The organism is Clostridioides sp. LIBA-2809, from assembly GCF_056688965.1.
Genome location: NZ_CP197004.1, coordinates 3,977,877 through 3,995,230, shown reverse-complemented (window position 1 = coordinate 3,995,230; position 17,354 = coordinate 3,977,877). Strand labels below are relative to the sequence as shown.

Here is a 17,354-nt window from a genome sequence, read left to right as displayed (position 1 = left end):
AGAGGTAATGTAAATGACAAAAGTTATAGTATTATCAGTGGATTCTTTATTTGAAAAAGACTTGGAATTCGTAAAAAATCTACCAAATTTTAAATCTATATTAGAAAATTGTTCTATAGTAAAAAATATAAATTGTGTATATCCTACTTTAACATATCCATGCCATACTAGTATGGTTACAGGAGTATACCCGAAAAAACATGGTATATATCATAATGAAAAATTTGACCCCAATAAAGAAAATAAAGATTGGTACTGGTATTCAAAAGATATAAAAGTAAAAACTATTGTAGACGTAGCAAAAGAAAACAATCTAACTACCTCTAGCGTATTATGGCCTGTAATGGGAGCAAATCCAAATATAGACTATAATATTGCAGAAATATGGGCTCCTAATAGAGAAGATAATCCAAGAGATACTTTTGAAAAAAGTTCTAGTAAGATTATAATGGATGGTATTTACAATAAACATTGTCATTATATTGATTGGAAGTTAGAACCTAACATGGATTTGTTTGGAGTAAACTGTACAGTAGATATTATAAAGGACTATAAGCCAGATTTAATGTTGATACATTTGGCTACATTGGACCACACAAGACACAATTATGGTCTATTTAACGAGCAAGTAGATAAAGCATTGAAAATGAATGATGAATGGTTAGGAGATATAATTCAAGCTACAAAAGATGCGGGTACATATGAAGATACAAACTTTATAATACTTGGAGACCATGGTCATCTTAGAGTTGATAAAGTTATAAATCCAAATATCTTACTTAAATCAAGAGGATTTATAACAGTAGAAGACGGAGAAGTTAAAAATTTTGATGCCTATGTAAATTCCTCTGGTATATCAGCTCAGATAATAGTAAATAACTTAGATAGATTAACCGAGTTAAGACAACTACTTGAAGAATTTAAAGAAGAATTATTTATAGAGAATATTTTTAGCAAAGAGGAAGCGTCTGAACTTGGTCTTGAAGGTGATTTCGAAATGGTAATTGAAGGTATTGAAGGAATTTCATTTGGTAATGATTTAGAAGGAAATATTATAAAGGATTCGGATATAAAAGATTATAAATTTGCTGTTGCGACACATGGTCATTTACCTACTAAAGGTAATAGACCTCCATTTATAGCTTTTGGACCTAATATTAAAAGTGGTGTGGTTATAGAGAACGGAGATTTGAGAGCACATGCATCAACTATATTAAAGATATTTGATTTAAAGCTAGATGGAGTTGAAAAAGAAGCGTTTGATTTTGTTATATAAGTTAAATAAAGTATTTATTTTCCATGTATTATAGACTTCTATTGTAAAGATAGAAGTCTTTTTTTATATTTTAGATTTAAGTAAAATTTAAATGGGTAAAATATTTAAAATAACTTAAACAATTTTAGAAAGGTATGATATAATAATAAATATTAGGAACTAATGTTCGAAAAAAAGGAGTGATACTGTGGATTTTAAAATAAAATCAGACTTCAAACCTACAGGTGACCAACCAGAAGCTATTAAATCAATAGTGGATTCTATAAATAGAAATGAGAAATTTTCGACATTGTTAGGAGTAACGGGTTCAGGAAAAACATTCACAATGGCAAACATCATTCAGCAAGTTAAGAAACCTACCCTAATAATGGCTCACAATAAGACACTAGCGGCACAGCTTTACAGTGAGTTTAAAGAATTTTTCCCAGACAATGCAGTTGAATATTTTGTAAGTTACTATGATTACTATCAACCAGAAGCATATGTAGCTCACAGTGACACTTATATAGAAAAAGATGCAAGCATAAATGATGAAATAGACAAACTTCGACATTCTGCTACGGCATCTATTTTAGAGAGAAGAGATACTATAATAATATCATCTGTATCTTGTATATATGGACTTGGAGACCCAAAAGACTATAAAGAGCTTATGTTATCTATAAGACCAGGTATGCAAAGAGACAGAGATGATGTAATAAAAAAGTTAATAGAGATACAATATGAGAGAAATGACATAAATTTTACAAGAGGAACTTTTAGAGTTAGAGGAGATATACTAGAGATATTTCCAGCAAGTAACGATGAAAAAGCAATAAGAATAGAATTTTTTGGTGATGAGGTAGATAGAATAACAGAGATTGATTATGTGACAGGAAAGATTGTTGGTACTAGAAATCACATTGTTATATTCCCAGCATCTCACTATGTAACAACACCAGAAAGAATTGAAAAGGCAATTGTAGAAATAGAAGACGAGCTTCAAGAACAAATAAAATCTTTCAAGGAAAATGATAGACTTTTGGAAGCTCAAAGAATTGAACAAAGAACAAAGTACGATATAGAAATGTTAAAAGAAATAGGGTTTTGTCAAGGTATAGAGAACTACTCAAGACATATTACAGGTAGGTCAGAAGGAGAAAAGCCATATACATTAATGGATTTCTTTCCAGATGATTATTTAATAATTGTAGATGAGGCACATGTTACTATACCACAAGTAAGAGGTATGTATGCAGGGGATAGGTCTAGGAAGACATCTCTTATAGAGAATGGATTTAGATTACCTTCTGCACTTGATAATAGACCATTAAACTTTCAAGAATTTGAAGGAAATATAAATCAAATGTTGTTTGTAAGTGCTACACCAGGGCCTTATGAAATTCAACATTCAGAAACTATAGCAGAACAGATAATAAGACCAACTGGACTTTTAGACCCAATTGTAGAAGTAAGACCTATTAATAATCAAATAGACAATTTGGTAGGAGAGATAACCAAAACTATAGAAAAAAATGAAAGAGTGCTTATAACCACTTTAACTAAAAAAATGAGTGAGGACTTGACTAATTATCTTAAAGAGATAGGGATAAAAGTCAAATATTTACATTCAGATATAGTTACATTAGAAAGAACAGAAATAATAAGAGATTTAAGACTAGGAAAGTTCGATGTACTTGTAGGAATAAATCTACTTAGAGAAGGATTGGATATACCAGAAGTTTCACTTATAGCAATTTTAGATGCAGATAAAGAAGGTTTCTTACGTTCCGAAACAGCATTAATACAGACTATTGGACGTGCAGCTAGAAATGAAAATGGAAGAGTAATTATGTATGCAGACAGAATAACTAACTCAATGCAAAATGCTATTGATGAAACAAAGAGAAGAAGAGATATACAAAATCTATATAATGAAGAACATGACATTACCCCTAAAACTATACAGAAAAGTATAAGAGATAGTATAGAAGCTACTAAGGTAGCAGAGGAAGAAGTTGTATATGGAATATCTGACACAGATGATAAAGATGAGATAAGAGATAATATAGAAAAATTAAAATCAGAGATGATGGAAGCTGCTCAAAACTTACAATTTGAGAGAGCAGCAGAACTTAGAGATAAAGTAAAACAATTAGAAGAAAAATTGGAAAAATAGAAAGGTAAAAACAACATTATGGAAGATAAAATTATAATAAGAGGAGCAAAAGAGCATAATTTAAAAAATGTAGATTTAGAATTACCAAGAGACAAATTTATTGTTTTTACAGGATTATCGGGTTCTGGAAAGTCTTCTTTAGCATTTGATACAATATATGCAGAAGGTCAAAGAAGATATGTAGAGAGTTTATCTGCTTATGCTAGACAATTTTTAGGTCAAATGGAAAAGCCAAATGTAGAATATATTGAGGGGTTGTCACCAGCTATATCAATTGACCAGAAGACTACTTCAAAAAACCCACGTTCTACTGTTGGAACAGTAACAGAAATATATGACTATTTAAGATTATTATTTGCAAGAGTAGGAGATGTATACTGTCCTACATGTGGTGAAAAAATAAGCCAAATGACTATTCAAGAAATAGTTGATAAAATGCTAGATTTTCCAGATAGAACGAAATTACAGATACTTTCACCAATTGTTAGAGGACAAAAAGGTGCACATAAAAAGGTTTTTGATAATATCAAAAAAGAAGGATTTGTAAGAGTTAGAGTTGATGGTGAAAACTATGAAGTTAGTGAAGATATAGATTTAAATAAGAATCAAAAACATAGTATAGAAGTTGTAGTAGACAGAATAGTAATTAAAGATGGAATTGAATCTAGATTGGCAGATTCAATTGAGACTGCAGTTAAGTTATCTGACGGTCTTGTAATAGCACAAATAATAGACGGAGAGGAAATTCTTTTTTCAACTAAATTTGCATGCCCAGAACATGGAATTGGGATAGAAGAATTATCTCCAAGAATGTTCTCATTTAATGCTCCTTTTGGTGCTTGTGATGTTTGTAATGGTCTTGGAGAAAGTAAAGAAGTAGACCCGGAATTAGTAGTACCAAATAAAGACTTATCAATAAAACAAGGTGCAGTTGCAGCATGGGGGTCAACTGGTGTTAATGATGATACTTATTATAGTAAAATGATAAAAAGCTTAGCAGAACATTTTAATGTATCTTTGACAACTCCATTTAAAGATTTACCAGAGGATTTTGTTGAGGAATTACTTTATGGCAAAGACAATATAATTGTAGAGTTTACTTATGAATCAAAATTTGGAGGAACTAGAAATTATAAGTCATATTTTGAAGGTGTAATAGTAAACTTAGAGAGAAGATATAGAGAAACCAACTCAGAGTACATGAGAGATAAGATTGAAGAATATATGGCAGAAAGACCATGTCCAAAATGTAAAGGGATGAGACTTAAAAAAGAAGTTTTATCTGTTTTAGTTGATGGAAAAAACATAATGGAAGTTACAAACTTATCTGTAAATGAATTGATTGACTTTATGGAAAATATAAATCTTACAGAGAAACAGAGATTTATAGCTCATGAGATTATAAAAGAAATAAAAGGAAGAGCTATGTTCTTAAGAGATGTAGGTCTTGATTATTTAAATTTATCAAGAAAGGCTGGAACTCTATCAGGAGGAGAAGCACAACGTATAAGATTAGCAACTCAAATAGGTTCTGCATTGGTTGGAGTTTTATATGTACTTGATGAGCCAAGTATAGGACTTCATCAAAGGGACAATGATAGGCTTATAGGTACTCTTAGACACCTAACAGACTTAGGAAATACCTTAATTGTTGTAGAGCATGATGAAGATACAATGAGAGAAGCTGATTATGTTTTAGATATTGGGCCAGGTGCAGGTATACATGGTGGTGAGATAGTTGCACAGGGTACTTTGGATGAAATAATTGAAAATGAAAACTCAATAACAGGTCAGTATCTAAGTGGTAAAAAACAAATATTACTTCCTGAGACTACTAGAGAAGGAAATGGAAATTTTATAGAAATAGTTAAAGCATCAGAAAATAATCTAAAAAATATAGATATAAAATTCCCATTAGGTAAGTTTACATGTATAACAGGTGTTTCAGGTTCTGGGAAAAGTACATTGATAAATGATATACTTTACAAAGGTGTTGCAAGTAAAGTAAATAGACTTAAACAAAGAGCTGGTAAACATAAGGAAATAAAAGGAATTGAAAACATAGATAAAGTTATAAATATAGACCAAAGCCCAATTGGAAGAACACCTCGTTCAAATCCTGCAACTTATACAGGTGTATTTGACTTTATAAGAGATATTTTTGCAGCAACTAATGAAGCTAAAGCAAGAGGTTATAAAAAAGGAAGATTTAGTTTCAATGTAAAAGGTGGAAGATGTGAAGCTTGTAAGGGTGATGGAATAATAAAAATAGAAATGCATTTCTTACCTGATGTATATGTTCCTTGTGAAATTTGTAAGGGTGAAAGATATAATAGAGAAACACTGCAAGTAAAATACAAAGACAAAACTATATCTGACATACTGGATATGAATGTGGAAGAAGCTGTTGAGTTTTTTGAAAATATACCGAATATAAAAAGAAAACTAGAGACTTTAATGGATGTAGGTCTTTCATACATCAAATTAGGACAGCCTTCAACTCAATTATCAGGAGGAGAAGCACAACGTATAAAATTAGCAGCTGAACTTAGTAAAAGACCAACAGGGAAGACCTTGTATATATTAGATGAGCCTACTACTGGACTTCATATGGCAGATGTAGATAAGCTAATTCAAGTGCTACAAAGATTAGCAGATACAGGAAATACAATTATAGTTATAGAGCATAATTTAGATGTTATAAAGACTTGTGATTATGTAATAGACCTAGGACCAGAAGGTGGAGATAAAGGTGGAACTGTAGTTGCAACTGGAACACCAAAAGAAGTATCTAAAGTTGATGGGTCTTATACAGGTCAATTTTTAAAGAAATATTTTTCTTAAATCATGTAAAATGTGATAATCTTAAAATTAGAGATATAAGCTAATTACATCTTTTAGAAGTTAGTTAACTATAAGTTGTAAACAGTCAACAAAAGTATAAAGTCCATATTACTCTTCATATTTAGGTTTGTTTTTAAATCAATTATGGAAGGGGGATATGGACTTTAACTTGTCTAGAGTACTGGAAATTGTATAACTTTTTAAATTTCACATTTTAGGGTATAATTTTAGTATAAAATTTAATGTTTTGGAGGGCGAGATGTTTGATATACAAGAGCATTTAAAAAAATTACCTTCTGAGCCCGGAGTATATTTAATGAAAGACAAATACGACCATATAATATATGTGGGAAAAGCCATATCTTTAAAAAACAGGGTAAGGCAGTATTTTCAATCTTCAAAAAACCATACATCTAAAGTAAAATCTATGGTTAAGAATATATATAAATTTGAGTATATTATAACGGATTCAGAGTTAGAGGCATTAATACTTGAATGTAATCTAATAAAAAGATATAGACCAAAGTATAATGTAGTACTTAGAGATGATAAAACTTATCCATATATCAAAGTAACTACAAATGAAGATTACCCGAGAATCTTAAAGGTTAGAAGAGTTCTTAAAGATAAGGCAAAGTATTTTGGACCATATACTAATATAACTGCTGTGAATGATACTTTGGAACTTATAAGTAGCACATATCCAATAAGAAGCTGTAAAATAGATATAGAAAAAGCAATAAAGAATAAAACAAGACCTTGTTTAAATCTGCATATAAATAAATGTTTAGGGCCTTGTACAGGAAATGTTTCTAAAGAAGAATATGGAAAGATGATAGAAGAAATTATAATGTGTTTATCTGGTAAAGAAGAAAAATTAATGGAGCTTTTAAAGGAAAAGATGAATGAGAGTTCTATGAATTTTAGATTTGAGGAAGCTGCTGTATATAGAGATAAAATAAAGAGTCTTGAAGAAATGATACAGAAGCAAAAAATAGATACTAATGTAAGTGACTTAAATCAAGATGTGGTTGCAATGGCAAGAGCTCATAATGAGGCTTGTGTACAAGTATTTTTTATTAGAAATGGTAAAATTGTAGGTAGGGAACACTTTATACTAGAAGGTGTAATGGATAGCCCAAGAGCTTCTATATTAGGTTCATTTGTAAAACAATTTTATAATGAGCAAGAGTATATACCTAAAGAATTAATTATAGAAGATGAGATAGAAGATAGTTCTATATTAGAAGAATGGTTATCGTCAAAAAAAGGTCAAAAAGTAACGATAAGAGTTCCACAAAAGGGAGAAAAGAAAAGCTTAGTTGAAATGGTAAGAAAAAATGCTGTAGAGTATCTTGAAAAGTTTTCTGACATGAACAAAAGAAAATATGAAAAAAGTATTGGAGCATTGGAAGAATTAAAACGTCTATTAAATCTAGAAAAGTTACCAATAAGAATAGAGGCTTATGACATATCAAATATACAAGGTGTGGATTCGATTGGTTCTATGGTAGTATATACAAATGCTAAAAAAGATAAAAAAGAATACAGAAGATATAAAATAAAAACAGTCATTGGACCTAATGATTATGATTCTATGGCTGAAATTGTAGATAGAAGATTAAAACATGGAAATTTACCTGACTTGATATTGTTGGATGGTGGAAAAGGGCAGGTTAGTGCAGTAAAAAAGGTCTTAGAACTTAATGATGTAGATATACCTCTTTGGGGAATGTACAAAGATGATAAGCATAGAACCAAAGGATTGATATGCAAAGAAAAAGAAATAGAGCTAGATAAAACAACCAATTTATATAGATTTATTGCTAGTATACAAGAAGAGGTTCACAATTATGCGATAACATATCATCGAAGTTTAAGAAATAAAGCTTTGACAAAATCTATCTTAGATGATATACAAGGAATAGGTGAAAAAAGAAAGAAATCATTACTAAATCATTTTAAAGATGTAGATGCTATAAAAAAAGCTACTATGGAAGAACTTCTAGAAGTAGATGGAATGAATAAAAACATTGCAGATAATGTTTATAATTTTTTTAGGAAGGAAGAAAATTAATGGAAACTAGCAATAAGGTATCGATAAGAGAGATAATAAAAGACCTAAAGTTAAAAGTTGTGTACATGCCTGATGATGTAGATTATTATGTCTACTCTCAAGATATAAATAGACCAGGATTACAGTTTGCAGGCTATTTTGATTACTTTGCGTATGAAAGAATACAAATAGTTGGAAAAACAGAATATAATTTCTTTGGATTGATGGATAATAATATTAGAGAAGAAGTATTAAATAGATTTTTCTCATATGAAATACCTGCTCTAATAATCTCTAGAGACTTGGAAATTAAGCCAGATGTAATAGAAAAAGCTAAAAAATATAAGAGAATACTTTTGAGTACAAACAGAAATACAACTAGACTTATAAATAGACTATCAAATTATTTGGATAATAAATTAGCACCACACACAACAATTCATGGAGTGTTAGTTGATATTTATGGGATAGGCGTACTGATAAAAGGTGAAAGCAGTATAGGAAAGTCAGAAACAGCATTAGAACTGATTCAAAGAGGAAATAGACTAGTTGCAGATGATGCTGTGGAAATAAGAAAGCTGGATGAAAGTATGCTGATGGGGCAGTCACCTGAATTAATAAGACATTTCCTTGAGATAAGAGGAATAGGAATAATAGATGTTAGAAGTCTATATGGAGTAGGAGCGATTAAAAATTCTAAAATGATAGATTTAGTAGTTCATCTAGAAGCTTGGGATGAAACTAAATATTATGACAGACTTGGACTTGATAAAGAATATGAAGAGATACTTGGTGTTAACGTAGAGAAACTTGTTGTACCTGTTAAGCCTGGAAGAAATACTGCTATGATATTAGAAGTAGCAGCAATGAATTTTAGACAAAGAGGAATGGGATATGATGCAGCTCAAGAGTTTACTAAAAAATTATCAAAATTAATTGATACTAAGTAGTAAAGAATAATATTAAAATTAAGTTGTATATAATATTTATTAATAATATATATCATATAAGGAAAATTTAAAATAATAGATTAAAATCACACTAGATTAATTTTATATTTGAATTTTATTATATAATAAGAAAGTTGGAATTTTTTATGGGAATAGACTATTTTAGTAAACTTTTACAAAGTACTACTGAAAAAGAATTGCTCTTAAGTAAAAAGTCAAATAATATAAGCACAGCAAGATTAATCTCTTTTTTGATAGTGATAGCAGGATTTGCTATTGGATTTTATAATAAAAATATAGCAGGTATTTTTGTTGGAGCTATAGCAATTATATTATTTATAGCACTCTTGGTTATTCATAATAAAGTAAAAGAAGAAGAAATATATTTTAAAAGTAAGAGTGAAGTAATAGACAAGTATATCAAACGATTTGGAGATGGATGGAAAGAATTCAAAATAGATGGTAAAGAATACTTAAAAGATGAGAATTCACAAGCAAAAGATTTAGATTTGTTTGGAAGAGCTTCATTGTATCAATATATATGTGTGGCTAATACATCTTATGGGAAGAAGTCTTTGGATAAGTCATTATGGAATGAAAATCCAGATGATAAGATAATATCAGAGAGACAAATGGCAATAAAAGAACTTTTATCAAAAGATGACTTTTCTATTCATATTCAAACACTGAGCAATATAATTGGTAAGGAGCAAAAAAATAACTCTGATGGGAGTATAGAAACATTTATAGAGTATGGAGAAAATAAAAATGTATATATACCTAAATGGATGCATATTTTTACTTGGGGTCTACCTACTGCTACAATCCTATCTTTTATATTTTTTACATTAGGTTTTTTACCTATTTTACCTGTTTTTTTACTTTTTATAATACAGTTGGGATTTAGTGGCTTTGGGCATACGAAACTTATGCAAACTCTTTCTCCATTATTTTCATTTAGTAGAAATATACAAGTATATGAAAAGATGTTTGAGGTTTTAGAAAAAGAGACATTTGAAAGTACTTACTTGAAAGAATTACAAGAAAAACTTTCTAAGGGAAGTGGCGTTTCAAAAGGTATTAAACAATTGAATTCAATAGGAAATGCTGTGAATTTAAGATATAATCAGATATTATATATAATTGCTTGTGGTGTTCTTATGTGGAATTATCATTGTGCAGAATCTCTGGAACGATGGAAAGGAATGTATGGAAATCAAATTAGAGGATGGCTGGAATCTATTGGGGAATTTGAAGCTCTAATAAGTTTAACAGTTATTGGTCATGTAAAGGAGAATACATGCTTTCCAGTAATAAAATATGAAGATGCTCCAAGGTTAAAAGTTGAAGAAGTATATCATCCATTGATAGCAGAGAAAAGTGTAATAGCAAACTCAATACAATTAAATTCTCAGACATGTATTATTACAGGTTCAAATATGTCTGGAAAAACAACATTTTTAAGAAGTATAGGAGTGAACTTAGTATTAGCATATGCAGGAGGGCCAGTATGCGCTAAAAATTTTGATGCAACTTGTATGGCTATATTTACATCTATGAGAATACAAGATGATGTAAGCCAAGGAATATCAACTTTTTATGCTGAGATTCTTAGAATAAAATCAATGATTCAATATAGCTTAAAAGAATTACCAATGTTGGTTTTAGTGGATGAGATTTTTAAGGGAACTAACTCTGCTGATAGAATTATTGGGGCAAGTGAGGCAGTAAAGAAGCTATCAAGACCATGGGTTATAAGTATGGTTACAACACATGATTTTGAGTTATGTGACCTTTCAGGTAGTGGAGATGTTGAAGTTGTAAACTATCATTTCTCAGAGTACTATGTAGATGATAAAATCCATTTTGACTATATGATAAAAGATGGAAGATGTAAAACTACAAATGCAAAACAACTTATGAGGATGGCTGGGATTCTTTAATTAATCTATGAGTCTAGGAAGTTGTATTAAATTAAACTAATAAGGATTGTCTTAAAATACTTAAGAGTATTTTGAGACAATCCTTTTATTTAAGAACACTTAATTTTATAATTGTTAGAGCTTATTTAGATTCCTCACAAGCACATTCTTGTGGACATTCTCCATAAATACAGCTCTTATCGAAGTAATGAGTATGAAGGTATTTATGAGCTACATCACTATTTGGGTCTCCAAAGAAGTCTTTATAAATAGCCTGTAAATCAGGATTTTCATGAGATTTACGAATAGCTTTATTTCTATCTATTTCATATAATGCATTTGCACGTCTATCAACTATTTCAGTATTACCATGGTGATAAGGTTGACCAGCACCTCCAACACATCCACCAGGACATGCCATAACTTCTATAATGTGATATTTACATTCTCCACTTCTAACCTTATCCATAATCTTTCTAGCATTTTTAAGTGTATTTACAATACACACATTAACTGTAGTTCCATCAACATCTATGCTTGCTTCTCTTATTCCTTTAAGACCTCTAACATTAGTAAAGTTTACATTATCTAAAGTCTTATTAGTTATCTTCTCATATGAAGTACGTAGAGCAGCTTCTAGAACTCCACCACTTGCTCCAAATATAGATGCAGCACCTGTAGATTTTCCTAAAGGATTATCAAAATCTTGGTCTTGAAGATTAGGTAAATCGATAGCAGCCTCTTTTATCATCTTAGCTAACTCTCTAGTAGTTATAGAAAGGTCAACATCTAGTATTCCAGATTCACTTAATTCTTCTCTTGAAGCTTCATATTTTTTAGCTACACAAGGCATTACAGATACAACATAAAGCTCTTCAGGATTGATTCCTAATATTTTAGGTGCGTAGTAATTTTTAGCTATAGAACCAAACATACCTTGAGGAGACTTACAGCTAGATGCTAAATTTAACTTATCTGGATAATTATGCTCTAAGAAGTTTACCCATGCAGGACAACAACTAGTTAATATAGGAAGATTTTCACCACTTTGAATTCTCTCTATAAATTCAGTAGCTTCTTCCATGATAGTAAAGTCTGCACCAAAGTTTGTATCAAATACATGTTCAAATCCAAGTGCTTTTAAAGCAGCTACCATTTTTCCTGTAGAAATTGAACCTGGCTCTAATCCAAATTCTTCACCAATTGCAACTCTTACAGCAGGAGCAACTTGCACTACTATAGTTTTTTCTTTTCTATTTAAAACATCCCAAAGTTTAGGTACATTGTCTACTTCTGTTAATGCTCCAGTTGGACAGACAGATATACATTGACCACAGAATGTACACTCTGTTTCAACCATATCAGCGTTAAAGAATGTACTAACTAAAGTATTAAATCCACGATTAACTCCAGATAATGCTCCTACTGTTTGTATATCATTACATACAGTTTCACATCTTCTACATAATATACACTTAGAGTGGTCTTTAACTAAAGACTTAGTAGAAGTATCCTTACCTGCAAAAGATTTAGAACCTTGATATCTTATTTTTCTTACTCCTAAATCAGCAGCTATAGTCTGTAATTCACAATCTCCATTTTTTTCACATACAAAACAATCTTGTGGATGGTCTGATAACAATAATTCAACAATAGTCCTACGAGCATTTAATGCTTTTGCACTATTAGTTTGAACTCTCATACCTTCCTTTATAACTGTCCCACAAGCTGGAACTAGGCCTCTCTCTGTCTCAACCATACAAACACGACAAGATGCACAAGTGTCAAGCTTATCTATTTCATTCATATGTAAATGACAAAGATTGTGTATTTTTATATTTATTAATTTCGCAGCATCTAAGATAGAAGTTCCACTAGGTGCTGAAACGTGTTTGCCATTAATAGTTAAATTAACTAAACTCATTGTTATTCCTCCTCCAAATAAGTTATTTCTTGATTATAGCGTTAAATGTACAATTATCTATACAAGCACCACATTTTAGACACTTAGAAGTATCTATTGTATGTTGTTCTTTAACAGAACCTGTTATACAACCAGCAGGACACACTCTAGAACATTTTGTACAACCCTTACAAGCATCTGTTATAAAGTAAGAAAGTAAGTTTTGACATTTGCCAGCAGGACATTTCTTATCCACAACATGAGCTATATACTCATCTTTGAAATATTGAAGAGTACTTAAAACAGGGTTTGGAGCAGCTTTACCAAGACCACATAATGAAGCAGTTTGTATAGTTTCAGCAAGGTTTTCTAGGTCATCTAAATCTTGTAGAGTACCATTACCTTCTGTAATTTTAGTTAATATTTCTAATAATCTTGTAGTACCTATACGACAAGGCGTACATTTACCACAAGATTCTTCAACAGTAAACTCAAGGAAGAATTTGGCTATATCTACCATACAGTCAGATTCATCAAGAACAAGCATACCACCAGAACCCATCATTGAGCCTATAGAACTTAATGAACCAAAGTCTATAGGGATGTCCAAATGCTCAGTTGGTATACATCCACCAGATGGCCCACCTGTTTGAACTGCCTTGAATTGTTTGTCTTCAGGGATTCCTCCACCAATTTCAAATACAATATCTCTTAAAGTAGTACCCATTGGAACTTCAACAAGCCCCACGTTTTCTACTTTTCCACCAAGAGCAAAAACTTTAGTACCACTAGAATCTTCAGTTCCTAAGTTAGCAAACCAGCTTCCACCATTCAGTATGATTGCTGGAATATTAGCAAAAGTCTCAACATTGTTTAAACAAGTAGGAGATTTCCATAAACCACTCTTAGAAGAACTATAAGTCTTCATTCTAGGTTCTCCACGTCTACCTTCAATTGAATGCATTAGAGCTGTACCTTCACCACAAACGAAAGCTCCTGCACCGTATTTTAATTCTAATTTAAAGTTAAATCCAGTACCTAATATATTTTCGCCAAGTAAACCATATTTTTCAGCTTGAGCTATAGCTACTTTTAATCTTTCTATAGATTTTGGATATTCTGCTCTTATGTATATGTAACCTGTATCAGAGCCTATAGCATATCCGCATATTGCCATAGCTTCTAGTACACTGTGAGGGTCACCTTCAAGTACTGATCTATCCATAAATGCACCTGGGTCACCTTCGTCAGCATTACAGACAACGAATTTTTTATCTGTTGGACCAGCAGGATTTTTTGAAGCAGCTTCCCATTTAGATCCTGTAGGGAAACCAGCACCACCTCTACCACGAAGACCAGAAGTTTTTACTTCTGCAATAACTTCTTGAGGAGTAAGAGAAGTTAAACATTTGCCTAGGGCTAAATAACCATCATTGGCAATATATTCTTCTATACTATCTGGGTCTATAAGTCCACAATTTTTTAAAGCTATACGTAATTGCTTCTTGTAGAAAGACATTTCTTCTTGTTCTTCTACTTTTTTACTTAAAGATTCTTCTTCATATAATAATTCCTCAACAACTGTATTTCTAATCAAGTGGCTTTGAACTATCTTTTCAGCATCTGATGGTTCAACCTTTACGTAGAAAACGTTATCAGGATAAACTTTTACGATAGGACCTTGAGCACAGAAACCAAAACAACCAGTCAAGCGAACACTAACTTTGTCTTGGATTCCTGATTTTTTTATTTCATTTTCTAATTCACTAACTATTTCCATACTGTTTGAAGATGTACATCCAGTATCACAACAAACAAGTAATTCTCTTCTTAATACATTTTCCTTAGAATAATTTTTTCTTAAGCTAAGATTAGGTTTCAGCTCATCAGCCAAAACTTTTAATTCATCAAATGAATTTACTTTACGCATTATTTATTCACCCCTCTTAACAATTCAATTCTAATTCTCTATAAGTATCTAATATTTCGCTTACTTGGTCGGGTTTTACCTTACCATAAACTTTACCATTTACAGTAACAACTGGAGCTAAACCACATGCCCCCAAGCATCTTAAACCTTCTAAAGAAAATTTAAAATCACTAGTAGTTTCTCCAACTTTTATACCAAGCTGTTTTTCAAAAGCGCTTAATATCTTGTCAGCACCTTTTACAAAACATACAGTACCTAGACAGACACTGATTTTATACTTACCTACAGGTTCTGTAGTAAAATAAGAATAGAATGTAACAACTCCATATACCTTTGCAGGAGCTACGCCAAGTTTTCTAGCAACATGAAGCTGAACTTCTTTTGGAAGATATCCAAATATACCTTGCGCTTCATGTAGAACTTGTATTAACGCACCTTCCTTTGTTGCAAGAGAGTCAATAAATATATCTAGTTCGTCAAATAATTGCTTGTTGTGTGAAATAAAATCGCACATAACAAATCCCCCTTTTCTTTTTAAAGTTATTATTTTTCAAAAAATAATTAACCATGAGTTGACCCCAACCTTATGTTGGTGAACAAAACCAAAACAATAAAGAAAGAACAATATACAACAATTTCTTTATTCATAAAAACAATGCAAAAAAGTTACCTATTAAAAATAAAAACTATACTAGTCTATTATAATATAAAATAATTCAGAATAGTTAAAAAAAATAAAAAAAATGGACTAAATTCAATAAAAAAAAAATAATATATATAAAAAACTTTAAAAAATAAACTGAAATGTAAAATTTTTATAAAATAAAAGATTTATAAAACTGCTGATAATAGTCTAGAAATTGATTCCTTGATTTTTATATAAGTAGACCTAGAATTATATATATCTAATGTTATTTCTTTTGAATCTAAAATATCATTTTCAAATATAATTCTTTGTTCCAATGCTTTTTTTGAAGAGTACATAAATGCATTTACTTCAAAATTAAGTTCAAAGCTTCTTATGTCCATATTAGCTGTTCCTATAGAGCAGATAGAGTCATCTATAACTATCGTTTTAGCATGTAAAAATGCATTTTGCCCATAAGTATAAATTTTAGCTCCAAAGTTTAAAAGCTCTCCAGCATATGAATATGATGCCCAGTATACAAAAGGATGGTCAGGTTTAGAAGGAATCATAATTCTTACATCAACACCAGATAAACAAGCTATTTTTAAAGTATCTATAAACGTTGAGTCAAGTATTAAATAAGGACTCTGTATATATATATATTTTCTAGCTTTCTGAATCATTTTAAGGTAACCATATTTAATTTCGTCAAGCTCTGATATATCTGGACCACTTGACACTATCTGAATCCCAATATTTTCAGAAGGATGATTAGAGTGTGCTTCTTCTTCTATAAAGTACTTTTCTAAGTCTAAATCTTCTTTAGTTGTGTATCTCCAATCAAGGATAAATCTCATATTCAGGTCAATTACACAATCACCAGTAAGCTTAGTATGTGTATCTCTCCATAGACCAAATTTTGGATTTCTACCTAAATATTCATCACCAACATTATATCCACCTACAAATCCTACCTTACCATCAATAACAACAATTTTTCGGTGATTCCTATAGTTTAAGTTAAAGTTTACAATTTTTAAGAATGATGGGAAGAAACTTCCAACCTTAACACCACTTTCTTTAAGTCTAGAAAGTGTACTATTCTTTAGTGTTCTACCACCAACGGCGTCAAATAAAAGTCTTACCTCGACACCTTCTTTAGCTTTAGCTACTAGAATGTCGATTATTTCAGTTCCGATTTTGTCATCTTTGAAAATGTAAAATTGTATGTTTATATATTTTTTAGCCTTTTTAAGTTCTTCAAGAAGACTGTTAAAAAATTGACTAGACTCAGCATAAATCCACACATCGTTATTATTGGTATAATGAGCATTATTTGAATTAGCTAATGCATAAATCATATCCTTATGTTGATGTATATCTGAATCAATTTCAGAAGTAGACTGTAACTTAACCTGAGTATCTAGTATGTTACTTTTGATTATCTTATCGTCCTTTTCTTTTAATCTAAACATATTGTTTTTTGAAATGTTTCTACCAAAAGCTATATAAAGTATGAATCCAAGTGCAGGGATTAACACTAATATAAGAAGCCATGTTAGAGTTGTATTTATGTTTCTTTTTTCTCTAAAGATAAGGTTCAGTATAACCATGAAATTAATTATATATATTGTAGTAACTGCTATTTCATATATCGACATTTCGAAAAATGATATATCAAACATAA

The 17,354-nt window shown here is 30.7% G+C and carries 10 protein-coding genes; 6 read left to right on the top strand and 4 right to left on the bottom strand.

All coding sequences use genetic code 11. The features are described from left to right. Positions 1-13 precede the first annotated feature (13 nt). The 6 genes from ACTG44_RS18780 (at position 14) to ACTG44_RS18755 (ending at position 11,227) form a co-directional block, all read left to right on the top strand. On the top strand, positions 14-1,276 hold the full coding sequence (locus ACTG44_RS18780) for an alkaline phosphatase family protein (RefSeq protein WP_479917723.1): 1,263 nt from the start codon (positions 14-16) through the stop codon (positions 1,274-1,276). A 187-nt stretch (positions 1,277-1,463) separates the two neighbouring features. After that, positions 1,464-3,434 carry an excinuclease ABC subunit UvrB gene (gene uvrB, locus ACTG44_RS18775; protein WP_479921018.1) on the top strand — a complete coding sequence of 657 codons (1,971 nt, stop codon included), beginning with the start codon at positions 1,464-1,466 and terminating at the stop codon, positions 3,432-3,434. Between the two features lie 18 nt (positions 3,435-3,452). Next, positions 3,453-6,278, top strand: coding sequence for an excinuclease ABC subunit UvrA (gene uvrA, locus ACTG44_RS18770; RefSeq protein WP_479921017.1), 2,826 nt, complete (start codon positions 3,453-3,455; stop codon positions 6,276-6,278). A 259-nt stretch (positions 6,279-6,537) separates the two neighbouring features. Continuing rightward, entirely contained in the window at positions 6,538-8,355 is a 1,818-nt protein-coding gene (uvrC, locus tag ACTG44_RS18765) for an excinuclease ABC subunit UvrC (RefSeq protein WP_021386330.1), read from the top strand. Next, a complete protein-coding gene (hprK, locus tag ACTG44_RS18760) occupies positions 8,355-9,284 on the top strand; it encodes an HPr(Ser) kinase/phosphatase (protein ID WP_021386302.1) in 930 nt (309 codons plus the stop codon). The genes uvrC and hprK overlap by 1 nt, the downstream gene beginning before the upstream one ends. Before the next feature lie 146 nt (positions 9,285-9,430). Next, positions 9,431-11,227 carry a MutS-related protein gene (locus ACTG44_RS18755; protein WP_479921016.1) on the top strand — a complete coding sequence of 599 codons (1,797 nt, stop codon included), beginning with the start codon at positions 9,431-9,433 and terminating at the stop codon, positions 11,225-11,227. A 121-nt stretch (positions 11,228-11,348) separates the two neighbouring features. Here ACTG44_RS18755 and ACTG44_RS18750 read toward each other — a convergent pair whose 3' ends face one another. The 4 genes from ACTG44_RS18750 to cls form a co-directional block, all read right to left on the bottom strand. Further along, entirely contained in the window at positions 11,349-13,130 is a 1,782-nt protein-coding gene (locus ACTG44_RS18750; RefSeq protein WP_021386324.1) for an NADH-dependent [FeFe] hydrogenase, group A6, read from the bottom strand. A 22-nt stretch (positions 13,131-13,152) separates the two neighbouring features. Next, positions 13,153-15,039 carry an NADH-quinone oxidoreductase subunit NuoF gene (locus tag ACTG44_RS18745; protein ID WP_021386321.1) on the bottom strand — a complete coding sequence of 629 codons (1,887 nt, stop codon included), beginning with the start codon at positions 15,037-15,039 and terminating at the stop codon, positions 13,153-13,155. Positions 15,040-15,055: 16 nt separating this feature from the next. Then, positions 15,056-15,553 (bottom strand): NADH-quinone oxidoreductase subunit NuoE family protein, encoded by a 498-nt coding sequence (locus ACTG44_RS18740; RefSeq protein ID WP_003416946.1) that lies wholly within the window; start codon positions 15,551-15,553, stop codon positions 15,056-15,058. Positions 15,554-15,870: 317 nt separating this feature from the next. Next, complete coding sequence (cls, locus tag ACTG44_RS18735) at positions 15,871-17,352, bottom strand: cardiolipin synthase (RefSeq protein WP_479921015.1); 1,482 nt, start codon at positions 17,350-17,352, stop codon at positions 15,871-15,873. Positions 17,353-17,354: the final 2 nt, after the last annotated feature.

Coding starts and splice junctions, on each gene's coding strand:
- ACTG44_RS18745 (WP_021386321.1), bottom strand. CDS start 15,039: ATGCGTAAAGTAAATTCATTTGATGAATTAAAAGTTTTGGCTGATGAG.
- ACTG44_RS18755 (WP_479921016.1), top strand. CDS start 9,431: ATGGGAATAGACTATTTTAGTAAACTTTTACAAAGTACTACTGAAAAA.
- ACTG44_RS18780 (WP_479917723.1), top strand. CDS start 14: ATGACAAAAGTTATAGTATTATCAGTGGATTCTTTATTTGAAAAAGAC.
- ACTG44_RS18750 (WP_021386324.1), bottom strand. CDS start 13,130: ATGAGTTTAGTTAATTTAACTATTAATGGCAAACACGTTTCAGCACCT.
- ACTG44_RS18740 (WP_003416946.1), bottom strand. CDS start 15,553: ATGTGCGATTTTATTTCACACAACAAGCAATTATTTGACGAACTAGAT.
- cls (WP_479921015.1), bottom strand. CDS start 17,352: ATGTTTGATATATCATTTTTCGAAATGTCGATATATGAAATAGCAGTT.
- hprK (WP_021386302.1), top strand. CDS start 8,355: ATGGAAACTAGCAATAAGGTATCGATAAGAGAGATAATAAAAGACCTA.
- uvrA (WP_479921017.1), top strand. CDS start 3,453: ATGGAAGATAAAATTATAATAAGAGGAGCAAAAGAGCATAATTTAAAA.
- uvrC (WP_021386330.1), top strand. CDS start 6,538: ATGTTTGATATACAAGAGCATTTAAAAAAATTACCTTCTGAGCCCGGA.